Below are 11345 nucleotides of genomic sequence, written 5' to 3' on the forward strand. Positions count from 1 at the left end.
GAAGACTTCGTCAGGCGAGTGCGCGAGGCACGGCTTACTGCTTGGCGGCAGGCGCGCTCGCAGCGGGCGCCGAAGCGCCACCCTGGCCACGGCGATGGCGACCACCCTGGTGGGTCTGGCCCGCAGCAGGGGCGCTTGCCGCATTGGCCGCACCAGGTTGGATCACTTCCACAGGTGCACCGTCGCGTAGCTTGTCGGCGCCGTCAATGACTACGCGCTCGCCGGGTTGCAAGCCAGAGGTGACCGAGACGCGCTCGCCTTCGGTCACGCCCAGCTTGACCACACGCAGCGTCACATTGCTGTCCTGGCCGACGATGTAGACAAACGTGCCTTGCGTACCGCGCTGGATGGCGGCGCCCGGCACGATCACCTGGTCGTGCAGCGTATCGACACGCATGCGCACGTTGACGAACTGGTTGGGGAACAGCGCGGCGTTCTGGTTCGGGAACTGTGCGCGCAGCTTGACCGTGCCAGTGGTGTTGTCGATCTGGTTATCCACCGTCATCAGCGTGCCATGTGCGAGCACCGTGGTCTGCGCGCGGTCCCAGGCGTCCACCGGCAACTTTTCGCCGGACTGCAGGCGTGGCATGACCTTGGGCAGGCTGTCTTCGGGAATGGAGTAGATGACCGTCATCGGGTCGATCTGCGTGATGACGACGATGCCGTTGGTGTCCGACGCGTGCACAATGTTGCCCGGATCCACCTGGCGCAAGCCTACGCGGCCCGACACCGGCGCCGTGATGCGCGTGTAGGACAGTTGCACACGGGCGTTGTCGACGTTGCCCTGGTCCAGTTTGACCGTGCCTTCATACTGGCGCACCAGCGAGGCCTGGGTGTCCACCTGTTGCTTGGAGATGGAATCCTGCGCGGCCAGCGTCTGATAACGCTGCAGGTCAAGCTTGGCGTTCTGCAGCAGAGCTTGGTCGCGGGCAAGCTGGCCCTGTGCCTGCAGCAATTGCGCCTGATAGGTGGCCGGGTCGATTTCAGCCAGCAGGTCGCCGGCCTTTACGTTCTGCCCCTCGGTAAAGTTGACGCGCACAAGCTGACCGTCCACACGGCTCTTGACGGTCACGTTGGCCACGGGTGTCACGTTGCCCAATGCCGAGATCACCACATTGATATCGCCCTTCGTGGCGGTGGCCACCATCACGGGCATCGGCTTGTTGGCCATGGCTGCGCCGCGTCCACCCGAGCCGCCTCGGCCCGCGCCACCGGGGCCGCCGGCGTTGCGGTGCGTTGCGTGCCAGACCGCATAGCCGATCAGCACCAGGATGACGAGCACCACCCAGATCCCCCAGCGACGGCGTTTGCCGCCCTCGCGCGGGGGCGGCAACAGCGTCGGCGAGACGCCATCATGCGTCTCGTGCGTGCCGCGGTCCGCATCTTTATGACCGGCGTTTTTATTGTTGCCGCGTTCAGGGTCCATCGCCTCGGACATGTCGTGCTTCCTGGTTGGATCAATATGGGGACGAGCGCACATGATACCCGGCGCCCATTCCAGTCAGACCGCAGCTTAAAGGCATCGTCTTTGCGCAGAATTAGTCGCGCCGCGGGTTGTATTACGCCAGATTACAAACCTATTCGGCTGTTACCGCGCGAAACAATATGGCGTTAGTGCATCGACGCTTCGCGCGCGTGACAATCGTTATCATGAGCACACTTTCAAGCGTCCCCCTCCAGACATGAGCGGCACCAAGATCCTTGTCGTCGATGACGACGTCGAACTGCGCGACCTGCTGCGCGAATACCTGACCCAGCAGAGCTTTGCCGTCTCGGTGATGCACGACGGCGATGGTCTGGCCGCCCGGCTCGAGCGCGAGCGCCCGGCGCTCGTGGTGCTCGACCTGATGATGCCCAAGGTGGACGGCTTGTCAGCCCTGCGTGATCTGCGCGCCCGCAACGACGACGTGCCAGTCATCCTGCTCACGGCCCGCAGCGACGAGATCGACCGCATCATCGGCCTGGAGATCGGCGCGGATGATTACCTCGGCAAGCCGTTCTCGCCGCGTGAACTGTTGGCGCGCATCAACGCCGTGCTGCGCCGCCGCCAGGCGGTACCGGCTTCCGCACCTGAAGACCGTGACAGCTTCGCCTTCGGCCCGTTCAAGCTCAACTTCCGCATGCGCACGCTGTTCCGTGGCGATCGCGCCCTGTCCATCAGCGACACGGAGTTTGCGCTGCTTAAGCTGCTGATTGCGCATGCCATGCAGGTGCTGACGCGCGAGCACATCGTTGAATTGATGTATGGCCCGGGCAGCGGTGTGTCCGACCGTGGGATCGACGTACAGATCTGGCGACTGCGCCGCGTGCTGGATGAAGATGCCCAGCGCCCGCGCTACATCCAGACCGTGCGCGGCCGCGGCTACACCTTCGTGCCGGACGAGCGGGAAGAGCAGGACGTGCGCGATGAAGTTCAAGGCTAGATTCGACACGCTGTTCGGCCGGTTGGCCGGGCTGATCGTGGTGGTGCTGGTGCTGAGCCATTTTTCGTGGCTCGGCGTGCTGCGCTCCGAACGGCGCGAGCGGCAATACCAGGCGTCGGTCGATCAGATGGCCTTCCAGTTGCAGGCCTTCCAGGCGGTGATGGATGGCCACCTGCGCGCGAAGTTGCCAGACCTGGTGGTCGAAACCAATGAAGCGCCTGCGGGTGATGCGCTATCGGCATCGGACAAATCCGCAGAGCTTGCGCGGCAGCTTGCCCGCCGCCTGCCCGCTGGTACGGAATTGCGACTGGAGGCCGCGGCCACCCCTCGGGTGTTCGTGCGTTTTCCGCAGCGCGACAAATGGATCGCGATGCCGCTCGTTTGGGTGCATGCGCCGCCCACCATCTCGGCCGTGGTGCCGGGGGTGATGGTGGTGCTGGCGATTGCCATTGCGTTTTCATTGTTTGCCGCCTGGCAGATCCAGCGCCCGGTGCGCGCGCTGGCCGAGGCTGCGGGTGCGCTGGCACGGCGCCGCTATGTGGCGCCGCTCAAGGAGCGCGGTCCGTACGAGCTGCGCCAGTTGACCGACCAGTTCAACCACATGGCCGCCGATCTGTCGGCCACCGATGAAGAGCGCAACACCATGCTGGCCGGTATTGCGCATGATTTGAAAACGCCACTCTCGCGCCTGCGCCTGCGTGCTGAGATGCTGGCTGACCAGAAGGCTGGCGCCGGCATCGAGCGCGATGTTGAATCCATGTCGGCCATCGTGGAGCAGTTTCTCGCCTATGCGCAGAGCGGTGATAGCGAGGCACGTGAGGTGACGGTCGATCGCCATCTGCGTGGGCTGGTGCAGCCGTTTGCCGAGCAAGGCAAGCATGTCGCGCTGGACTTGCACGCGGGGGACCGCTTCCGCCTTAAGCCGACGCACCTGGAGCGCATCGTCGTGAATCTGCTCGACAACGCGTTTGCTTACGGGGCGCAGCCCGTCAACGTCTGCACGGCATCGGATGAGCGCGGCTTTACGCTCACGGTGGAAGACCATGGCGCGGGCATTCCCTCGGCCGATTTTGATCGGGTAATGCGTCCGTTCGTCCGCCTGGACCCGGCGCGCGGCGGCAACGCGCACTGCGGGCTGGGTCTGGCAATTGTCGATCGGCTGGTGCGACATCTTGGCGGCGACCTGTCGATCGGGCCGGCTGCGAGCGACGCCCCGACGCCGGGTTTTCGCGTCACCATGCGGTTTCCCATGCCGGCCGCGGCAGCCTGACCGCCTGACATACGGGCCGGCGGTTTCGTAAGCTATCCTTAGGCGGTCAAGCACGTTTGTTGCGTGCGCAGCACCAGAACCCTCGGGAGGAAACGCATGGATCGCGCAGTCTGTCTCGCCACGGTTGTTGAGGATGCCGGCCAAGGCCGCCGCGCTGCCGTTGTTGCCGCGTTGATACTGGCAACGGGGCTGGCGGCCTGCTCGTCGCCGATGCCACCCTGGCAGCCGCCGCGCACGACCATCCAGCCTGCACCGTCGCCCATGTCGGCCCCTGTCTCGCAGCCGCCGCTCGCGCGACCGGCACCGGTTGTGCCGGCCATGCCGCCTGCCGGCACAGCAACCGAGCCGCCGCGCTCCAATGTCGGCATGGCCAATCCGGCTTCGGAGTATTGCCTGCAGCGTGGTGGGCAGCTTGAGTTTTCCACCCGCGCCAACGGCGCCGAAGTCGGCACCTGCGTGAGCCCTGGCGGAGACGAGTGCGAGGAGTGGGCGTTCCTGCGCGGCAGTTGCACTTGGTAAGACACCGCGCACGCTAAAAAATAGGGCCGCAGATGCGGCCCTTTGCTTTTGCGTTGACGAGGCGTCGCGCGTGCTTACCGGCGCGCCACCACCACCTTGTCGGCGGATTCGGCTACCACTCGCATTGGTACGCCGTCGGCCTGCAGCCTTTGCCACGTCACGCGGCGCATGAAGGCGTAGGCAGGCGGGCCGTCGGTCCAGCGCTTGATCCATTCATCGGTGGTGGCGACCACCTTGTCCGGCTCCAGGCCCGCGCCCATTTCCAGCTCATCAAAACCGGAGACCAGCGTCATCGGGCGGCCCAGGTAATAGATGGCGGTCTGGTCCAGCCACTCAACCGAGTAGAACGGCATTTCGGCGGGAATCGGCCCGACGGCGCGCTGCGTCTTCTCGATGACGTCACGCGCGGACAGCGCATCGCGGAAGATCTCGGTGGCATTGAGCACGCGATCCCAGCAGAACAGCGCGCAGAGCGATAGCACGATCACCGCCAGCGTGTGCCGCTGCCAGCGCAGGGCCATCAGCGCTGCCACCGTGCCGACGGCCAGCATGACCATGACGCTGCGTAGCACCGGCATGGCCTGCGCTACCTGCTCGGCTGGCATCTTGGCGCCCGCCTTGGCTCCAATCAGGGGCACCGCAAACCATAACCCGATGGCAATCAGCAGGTTCACGCCCAGCGCCCACGCGACGGCGCGGGTCGGCATCTTTTCCAGCGCCAGGGCCAGGATGATCGCCAGGGCCGGGAAGGCCGGTACGATGTAGCCCGGCAGCTTGGAGCTTGAGACCGAGAAGAACAGAAAGATCATCGCCGTCCACGCGATCGACCAGCGCATCAGGTCGAACTCCCGGGCGCCAACAAACAGATCGGCCACGCGCCCAATGCGTCTGCCGATTACCGTGAAGAGCAGTGGCGTCCATGGCAGCAACCCAGCGGCACCCACCGCAATGAAGTACCACCACTTGCCACTGCGATGGTGCTCGTTGGTGAGGAAGCGCTGGAAGTGCTCGTGGATGAAGAAGAAATCGAAAAACTCCGGGTTGCGCTGCTGCACGATCACGAACCACGGCACCGTGGCGATCAGGTACAGCGCCAGGCCCGGCAGCCAATGCATCCGGCGGATCAGCGCCCAGTTGCGCGTCATCAGTAGGTAAGCCACGCCGATCAGCCCTGGCAACACCAGCCCGATCAGGCCTTTGGTGAGCGTGGCGCCGGCCAGCGCCAGCCACACCACCAGCATCCAGCCCAGGCGCCCACCGCGCGATGCGCCTGGCCGCTGCGCCAGCGCGAAGCCGCACGCGCCCACGGTCAGGAAGAAGCCCACACCCATGTCGAGCGTGATCACCTGCCCGAACAGCAAGTACAGCAACGAAGAAGCGAGGATCGCCGCCCCCGTTGCTGCCGCGCGTCCGCCGCGATAGACCGCCAGCGTCCACGCCGTCATCAGGATGCCGCCCAGGCCAAACAGGAGCGGCCACAGGCGCGCGCCCCAGGCGTTGATGCCGAACGCCTGGAACGTGGCGGCCGTCGTCCAGTACTGCAGGGGGGGCTTCTCGAAGTATTTGAGGTCGTTCAGGCGCGGTGTCACCCAATCGCCGGAGACCACCATCTCTCGCGGGATCTCCGCATAGCGGCCCTCATCCGGGCGGAACAGGGTGGAGCGCTGGAACAGGTCGTCCGTCCAGAGCGCCAGAAACACGGCGATGAGCGCGACAACAAGCAGCGCCATCCACGGCGAACGAGAGCGGGAAGAAACAAGGCGGGATTCCATGCTGGGGGTAAACTTCGCGGGCACGGTCGGAAAGGCTAGGATTCTAGTCGATGCCGGATTAGCAGATGGTTAGCCTCGGCACGGCATATGGCTTGCATTGGCCAAACACCTTCAAATTTCCCACGCAATACGCATGAGCAAGGCCAAGCTCGACACCTATCTCAACGATCGCCTTGACTGGAACCTGCTGCGTACCTTTCTCGCCATTGCGCGGGAGCGCAGCATCAGCCGTGCAGCGACACGCTTGCACCTGACGCAGCCCGCCGTGAGCCAGGCCCTCAAGCGGCTGGAAGACCAGCTCGGCATGCAACTGATCGACCGCCAGGCCAACCCCATCGAGATTACCCGCGCGGGCGAGGAAGTCCGCCAGATCGCGGAAGAGGTCTACGGCACCATTTCGCGCCTGTCACAGGCCAGCGGCGAGGGCGGCCACGGGATCGCTGGTATGGTGCGTGTGGCCATCGTCAGTGGGTTGGACTTTCCCGACTACGACGCATTTCTTGGGCGCTTCCACCGCGACTATCCGCGCATCGAACTCGAATGTCAGGAAATGCGCAGCGCCGATGTGGTGCGCAGCCTGGAGTTGCGCACGGCCACGCTGGGCCTCTCACCCAAGCGGGCGCTGCCCAAGAAGATCGAGCACCGGCTGTTTCTGCGCCAGCGCTATGCCCTGTTCTGCGGGCAATACCACCCGCTGTTCGGCAAGACGGATGTGCAGGTCGCCGATCTGGCCGGCGAGAAGTTCGTCTCCTTTACCGGCGACAAGATTGGCGATCCGCTTTCCATGCTCACGTTCTTTCGTGATGAGATGGGCCTGACTGGGCCGGTGGTCGGCTCGTCATCAAGCATGTGGGAAGTGCGGCGGCTGATCGTGGCGGGCTTCGGCATCGGCTGCTTGCCCGAGCACGTGGCGCAGGACGATGTGGACCAAGGCCGTCTGCAGCGCTTGCCGCCTGAAGACGGTGTGGCCGATGTCGACATGCACCTGCTGTGGATGGCCGACCGCAAGTTCAGCGCGGCGGAAGCGGCGTTCCTGGAAGCGCTGCACCGGTTTATTGATGCGCGCTATCCGGAGTCGGCAGGTAGTCAGTAACCGCGCGCGACGTCAACGACGTTGGCGAGCGCTTCGCCTTTCATCAGGCGCCGCACGTTCTGCGCGACCTGCAGCCCGATGGTGTCGGAACTGGCAACCGATGCCATGTGCGGTGTGACGATCAAGTTGGGCGCGCGCCAGAACGGGTCATCCGCCGGCAGGGGCTCGTTCGGGAACACGTCGACGATGGCGCCGCCTAGGTGGCCACTGTGCAGCGCTTCCAGCAGATCAGCAGCGGCAAGGTGTTCGCCACGTCCCACATGAATCAGCTTGGCGCCCGGTTTGAGGCGCGCGAACGTGCCGGCGTTCAGCAAGCCGCGCGTTGCATCGGTGAGCGGCAACAGGCAGATCAGGATGTCGATCCCTTCCAGGAACATCGGCAGACCCGCCGCACCGCAATATACGCCAATGCCGGGCAGATCACGCGACTGCCGCGCCCAGCCGCGTACGTTGAAGCCCAGGCGGTGCAATTCTCCGGCCACGTGTGCGCCGATCTCTCCCAAGCCCATCACGCCGACGGTGCAGGCTGATGGATGCTGTTGCTCTGGCCGGAGCCACGTTGCGCTGCGCTGGTTGGCGAGCACGCGATCCAGTTGCCGGTGGAAGTGCAGCACGCCCCAGGTGACGAACTCCGCCATGCCCCGCGCGTGCTGCGGATCGACCACGCGGCACAACGGCACGGCGGGTAGGGTTGGATCAACAAGGATGTTGTCGACGCCGGCTGCGATGCTGTGCACGAGGCGTACGCGCGGCATCGCGGCGATGGCGCCTTCCGGCGGGTTCCAGCAGACGGCGACTTCTGCATCCTGTGCAGCGGGCTCGCCGTACATGCGCACGTCCAGTTCCGGGGCCGCGCGCAGGATGGAGGGCACCAGGTGCGACATGTCGTAGTCGCGGCTGATGAGGGCGAGGGTGGTCATGGTGATCAACTGCGGTAGTCGGAGCGGGAGGTGTCGATCAGCCGCAGCGCCGCCAGCCACGCGCGGCGTGCAATGACGGGCGACTCCTCCCGATTGAACTGCGCGGCGGTGCGCTGGCGTACCGCCTCGGGCGGAAAGCGCAGCGGGGTACCGCCGGCCAATGCCTGAATCTGCGCCTGGCAAGCACGTTCCAGAAAATAGATTTCATGGAACGCGTCGGCGGCCGTGTTGCCGCCAGCCAGCAGGCCGTGGTTGCGCAGGATCATCGCCTTGTGCTGGCCGAAGTCGTGCACCAGGCGTTCACGCTCGCCCAGGTCCAGCGCAATGCCTTCGTAGTCGTGGTATGCCAGCTTGCCGTAGAACTTGAGCGCATGCTGGCTGATCGGCAACAGGCCATGTTCCTGGGCGGAGACTGCAATGCCCGCCGCCGTATGCGTATGCACCACGAAATGCAGATCGTCGCGCGCAGCGTGGATGGCCGAGTGGATCGTGAAGCCCGCCGCGTTGACAGCGTAGTGCTCGGGGTCTGCATCGGCGCGTTCGTCGATGACGTTGCCGTCCAGGTCGATCTTGACGAGGTCCGACGCGCGCATCTCCCCAAACAGCACGCCGTAACGATTGATGAGGAAGGTCGGGCGGCCGTTCTCGTCAGGCAGGCGTGCGGTGATGTGCGTGTCGATCATGTCCGTCATGCGGAAATGGTCGATCAAGCGGTACAGCGCGGCCAGATCGGTGCGGACCTGCCATTCGACATCGGAGAAGGCCGCTGGGCGGCGCGTGTGCAGCGAAACGTGTTGAGCTTCCATGGGAATGCGTATGGAGGTGGACATCAATTCGTGGCGAGCGCGGCCGTTTCTTCCGGCTGCTTGCCGTCGCGATAGCGGCCCAGGCCGACGATGCCGATCAGCGAGATGGCGGACAGCACGGTAAAGAATAGCGCCAGCGGCAGCCATTCCCCCTTGTAGCGCTCAGCCAGCATCGTGCCGATCAGCGGCGTGGTGCCGCCGGCGATCATGGTGCAGACCTGATAGGCGATCGAGATGCCGGAGTAGCGTACGCGCGTCGGGAAGGCCGGGGTCATGAAGCCTGCGATGACGGCGTACACAGCAGAGAGTGTGACCACCGCGAGCGTGATGCCTGCCACCATCGCCACCGGGTTCTGCGTGCTTACCAGCAGGAACATCGGATACGGCGTGAGCATCGAGATGCATGCCGCCCACGTCAGGAAGCGTGTGTCGCCGTAGCGTTGCGCCAGCAGTGCCGACACCGGCTGCGACAGCAATTGCAGGATCGTCACGACGAACAGGCAATCGAGAATCAACGCCTTCGACATGCCCAGGTACGTGGTCACGTACGAAATCATGAAAGTGTTGGTGAAGAAGAAGCCGGCCGAGCCGATGGTGGTGGCCATGGCCGCCAGCACGATCGGGCGCCACGCCGTGCGCAGCACCTCGCCCACCGGGTTCTTGAGCACCTCGTTGTTCTGCTTCATGCGCTCGAACTCGGGCGATTCCTTCACGCCCATGCGGATTGCCACGCCCACGAGCAGCAACACGAAGCTCGCCAGGAACGGCAGGCGCCAGCCCCAGGTGATGAAGCTCTCATGGTCGAGCGACGACACCAGTCGGAACGACAGCAGCGACAGGATCAACCCCACCGGGCTGCCCATCTGCGGGAACGAGGCAAAGAACACGCGCTTGGCCTTGGGCGCATGCTCGCTCGCCATCAGCACTGCGCCGCCCCATTCGCCGCCCACCGCAATGCCTTGCAGCACGCGCAGCAGCACCAGCAGGATCGGCGCCCAGATGCCGATGGTGGCGTAGCCCGGCAGCAGGCCGATGCCCGTGGTGGCAATGCCCATCAGGAACATCGTCACCAGCAGCATCTTCTTGCGGCCGATGCGGTCGCCCAGATGGCCGAACACGGCGCCAGATAGCGGTCGCGCGATGAAGCCCACGAAGAACGTTGCGAACGACGCCATCGTGCTCAGGAAGTGGTTGCTGCTCGGGAAGAACACCTCGCCCAGCACGAGCGCGGCGGCGGTGGCGTAGGTGTAGTAGTCGTAGAACTCGACGGCGGTGCCGATGAAGGCGGCAGTGGCTGCGCGTACCGGTTGGTGCGTTACGGTGGGTGACTGCGATGACTGTGACATGGGGCGTCCTCCTTTATTGGGCGTGCCCGCCGCCACGTCGCCGGCGTTCATGCGCTGGTCTGTGCCGTGGGGGGCGGGGTGTCGGTCGTCAGCCGATGCCGCCATTTATGCGCATCAACGCGGATGCCGGCAAATTCGCATTTTTGATTCCCCGTATTAGCCGCGCTTATGCCCTGAGATCGGGCGCTGTATGCGGCAATAGCGCCATCGCGGTGCAGGCGGCTAGCGATCAACGTGCTTCATGCAGGCTTCGCGCCAGCCGTATTTGTGTAATTTATATGCCGGATAAACATTCGCAATTTGACGCTTCTTCCGCCGCTGCCAGATAAAGATGCCTGGAAGCGCCGAGCCGGTCGGCGCGCAAGCAAAGGAATGGAGACATGTTGAAGGTCAACGGGGCGCGACTGTGGTCGAGCCTGATGGAAATGGCTGCGGTCGGAGCCACGCCCAAGGGCGGCGTGCGGCGTTTGGCGCTCACGGAAGAAGATGCAGCGGGCCGTGCATTGTTTGCGCGCTGGTGCGAAGAGGCCGGAATGACGCTCAGCACCGATCGTGTCGGCAACCTGTTTGCGCGCCGTGCGGGCAAGTCGGCCGATGCGCGACCGGTGGCCAGCGGCAGTCACCTCGACACGCAGCCGGAAGGCGGCCGCTTTGACGGTGTGTATGGCGTGCTGGCTGCGCTGGAGGTCGTGCGCACGCTCAACGACGCGCGAGTCGAGACCACCAAGCCGATTGAGATCGTCGTGTGGACCAACGAGGAAGGCGCGCGCTTCACGCCGGCCATGCTGGGCTCCGCCGCATTTGCCGGTGTGATGCCGCTCGAGCAGGCGCTGACTTCGCGCGATGCGCAGGGCATTTCGGTTGCCGACGCTTTGGCGGCCACCGGCTACGCAGGCGAACGCGCCATCCCCGGCGAGCCGTTCGATGCCTACTTCGAGGCGCATATCGAGCAAGGCCCGATCCTGGAGGAGAACGGTGTGCCGATCGGTGTCGTCACGGGCGGGCAGGCCATCCGCTGGCTCGACGTGCGCGTGCAGGGGCAGGCCGCGCACGCGGGCACGACGCCGATGCGCTTTCGCCGCGACGCACTGTTCGCAGCGGCTGAGATGGCGACTTCGCTGGAAGCGCTGGTCGATGATTTTGCGCCACGCGGTCTGGCCACGGTTGGCGAGATCGGCATCCTCAATGCCTCCCGC

10 protein-coding genes are annotated in these 11345 nt (G+C 64.9%); 5 read left to right on the forward strand and 5 right to left on the reverse strand.

Annotation, left to right across the window (positions count from 1 at the left end; all coding sequences use genetic code 11):
* Positions 1-34: 34 nt before the first annotated feature.
* Positions 35-1438 carry an MdtA/MuxA family multidrug efflux RND transporter periplasmic adaptor subunit gene (locus tag JHD73_RS15570; RefSeq protein ID WP_199031172.1) on the reverse strand — a complete coding sequence of 468 codons (1404 nt, stop codon included), beginning with the start codon at positions 1436-1438 and terminating at the stop codon, positions 35-37.
* A 244-nt stretch (positions 1439-1682) separates the two neighbouring features.
* Between JHD73_RS15570 and JHD73_RS15575 the strand changes: the two genes are divergently transcribed.
* From JHD73_RS15575 to JHD73_RS15585, 3 genes are all read left to right on the forward strand, one after another.
* Complete coding sequence (locus JHD73_RS15575) at positions 1683-2423, forward strand: response regulator (RefSeq protein WP_199031173.1); 741 nt, start codon at positions 1683-1685, stop codon at positions 2421-2423.
* On the forward strand, positions 2407-3693 hold the full coding sequence (locus JHD73_RS15580; protein ID WP_199031174.1) for an ATP-binding protein: 1287 nt from the start codon (positions 2407-2409) through the stop codon (positions 3691-3693). The genes JHD73_RS15575 and JHD73_RS15580 overlap by 17 nt, the downstream gene beginning before the upstream one ends.
* Before the next feature lie 96 nt (positions 3694-3789).
* A complete protein-coding gene (locus JHD73_RS15585; protein WP_199031175.1) occupies positions 3790-4212 on the forward strand; it encodes a DUF333 domain-containing protein in 423 nt (140 codons plus the stop codon).
* 74 nt (positions 4213-4286) lie between these two features.
* Here JHD73_RS15585 and JHD73_RS15590 read toward each other — a convergent pair whose 3' ends face one another.
* Positions 4287-5942: a glycosyltransferase family 39 protein gene (locus tag JHD73_RS15590; protein ID WP_199031176.1), complete on the reverse strand. Its 1656-nt coding sequence runs from the start codon at positions 5940-5942 to the stop codon at positions 4287-4289.
* A 175-nt stretch (positions 5943-6117) separates the two neighbouring features.
* Between JHD73_RS15590 and JHD73_RS15595 the strand changes: the two genes are divergently transcribed.
* The gene (locus JHD73_RS15595) at positions 6118-7077 is read left to right on the forward strand and encodes a LysR family transcriptional regulator (RefSeq protein WP_199031177.1); all 960 of its coding nucleotides are present in this window, start codon (positions 6118-6120) and stop codon (positions 7075-7077) included.
* Here the strand turns inward: JHD73_RS15595 and JHD73_RS15600 are convergent.
* Genes JHD73_RS15600 through JHD73_RS15610 form a run of 3 tightly spaced genes read right to left on the reverse strand, consistent with a single transcriptional unit; the run spans position 7071 to position 10149 of the window.
* A complete protein-coding gene (locus tag JHD73_RS15600; RefSeq protein ID WP_233176997.1) occupies positions 7071-7997 on the reverse strand; it encodes a glyoxylate/hydroxypyruvate reductase A in 927 nt (308 codons plus the stop codon). The two genes, JHD73_RS15595 and JHD73_RS15600, sit on opposite strands and share 7 nt — an antisense overlap.
* 5 nt (positions 7998-8002) lie before the next feature.
* The gene (locus JHD73_RS15605) at positions 8003-8803 is read right to left on the reverse strand and encodes a class II aldolase/adducin family protein (RefSeq protein WP_199031178.1); all 801 of its coding nucleotides are present in this window, start codon (positions 8801-8803) and stop codon (positions 8003-8005) included.
* Positions 8804-8826: 23 nt separating this feature from the next.
* On the reverse strand, positions 8827-10149 hold the full coding sequence (locus tag JHD73_RS15610) for an MFS transporter (protein WP_199031179.1): 1323 nt from the start codon (positions 10147-10149) through the stop codon (positions 8827-8829).
* Between the two features lie 380 nt (positions 10150-10529).
* Between JHD73_RS15610 and JHD73_RS15615 the strand changes: the two genes are divergently transcribed.
* Positions 10530-11345, forward strand: an 816-nt coding sequence (locus JHD73_RS15615; protein ID WP_199031180.1) for a hydantoinase/carbamoylase family amidase, incomplete at its 3' end; no start/stop codon positions are given.

This window comes from Ralstonia sp. ASV6 (assembly GCF_016429285.1).
GTDB classification, from domain to species: Bacteria; Pseudomonadota; Gammaproteobacteria; order Burkholderiales; family Burkholderiaceae; genus Ralstonia; species Ralstonia flaminis.

Coding starts and splice junctions, on each gene's coding strand:
- JHD73_RS15610 (WP_199031179.1), bottom strand. CDS start 10,149: ATGTCACAGTCATCGCAGTCACCCACCGTAACGCACCAACCGGTACGC.
- JHD73_RS15575 (WP_199031173.1), top strand. CDS start 1,683: ATGAGCGGCACCAAGATCCTTGTCGTCGATGACGACGTCGAACTGCGC.
- JHD73_RS15605 (WP_199031178.1), bottom strand. CDS start 8,803: ATGGAAGCTCAACACGTTTCGCTGCACACGCGCCGCCCAGCGGCCTTC.
- JHD73_RS15590 (WP_199031176.1), bottom strand. CDS start 5,942: ATGGCGCTGCTTGTTGTCGCGCTCATCGCCGTGTTTCTGGCGCTCTGG.
- JHD73_RS15580 (WP_199031174.1), top strand. CDS start 2,407: ATGAAGTTCAAGGCTAGATTCGACACGCTGTTCGGCCGGTTGGCCGGG.
- JHD73_RS15595 (WP_199031177.1), top strand. CDS start 6,118: ATGAGCAAGGCCAAGCTCGACACCTATCTCAACGATCGCCTTGACTGG.
- JHD73_RS15585 (WP_199031175.1), top strand. CDS start 3,790: ATGGATCGCGCAGTCTGTCTCGCCACGGTTGTTGAGGATGCCGGCCAA.
- JHD73_RS15600 (WP_233176997.1), bottom strand. CDS start 7,997: ATGACCACCCTCGCCCTCATCAGCCGCGACTACGACATGTCGCACCTG.
- JHD73_RS15570 (WP_199031172.1), bottom strand. CDS start 1,438: ATGTCCGAGGCGATGGACCCTGAACGCGGCAACAATAAAAACGCCGGT.